This window comes from Bartonella sp. MU37NMGALS (assembly GCF_042194015.1).
GTDB classification, from domain to species: domain Bacteria; phylum Pseudomonadota; class Alphaproteobacteria; order Rhizobiales; family Rhizobiaceae; genus Bartonella; species Bartonella grahamii.
On the sequence record NZ_JBHIML010000100.1, the window covers coordinates 1 to 1,037 of the forward strand.

The following is a 1,037-nucleotide window of genomic DNA, read 5'->3' on the forward strand; positions in this document are numbered from 1 at the left end:
CTTGTCATGGCTTATTTGACAAACGACCCGCTTCAAAAGCAGGAATACGAAAAGGTTCAAACCTATTGTGAATGGGCTAAAGAGCATGAAGAAGATGGAACTGATATTGGTATTGATCTGGTGGCTACAATCCGTGATGAAAGTGGCTATGCTGCCATTCAATGTAAATGCTATGATGCTTCTCACATCATTAAAAAAGAAGATATTGATAGTTTTATAGCAGCTTCTGGCAAAAAGATCTTCACCCGTCGTATTCTGGTTGATAGCACCGAAACAGATTGGAGTGATAAAGTCGAACTGACTTGTGAAGGACAAGAGGTTCGTATTCAACGCATAAACCTTTTTGATTTAGAGAACAGTCAAATTGATTGGGGGGCGTATAAAGAACAAGGACAAGCCGTTCTTAAAGAGCAACCCAAAAAAAAGCTTTTAGATCATCAAAAAGAAGCCATCAAGAAAGTCTGTGAAGGTTTACAAGAAGCAGACCGTGGCAAGCTTATTATGGCATGTGGAACGGGAAAGACTTTCACCAGTTTGAAGATAGCAGAACACATAGCAGGAAAAAGCAAGCGTGTTTTGTTTTTGGTGCCCTCCCTTGCTCTTATCTCTCAAACAATCCGTGAATGGACAGAAGATACAGAAGTGCCTTTGCGTTCCTTTGCCGTGTGTTCGGATACACAAGTGGGAAAACGTCGTAAGAATAATAAAAATGATGCTCTTGAATTTGATAGCTCTGATCTTGCCTTGCCTGCAACAACTGATGCAAAAGAACTGGCTAGTAAAGCGGGTAAGGTTTCACATGATCTCATGACCGTGGTGTTTTCCACTTACCATTCAATCCAAGTGATTTCGGATGCACAAAAAGACCATGGTTTACCCGAATTTGATTTGATCATCTGTGATGAAGCGCATAGAACCACTGGGGCTTCATTGGGAACTGAAGACAATGAATCTGAATTTATCAAGGTTCATGATAACAGCATCATTCGAGGTAAAAAACGGCTGTATATGACAGCAACGCCCAAGATCTTTACCGA

1 protein-coding gene is annotated in these 1,037 nt (G+C 40.9%); it reads left to right on the plus strand.

Annotated features, from left to right (window positions below):
- Window positions 1-1,037: DEAD/DEAH box helicase family protein (locus ACFIJP_RS09285; protein ID WP_375627137.1), on the plus strand; the 1,037-nt coding region annotated here is incomplete at both ends.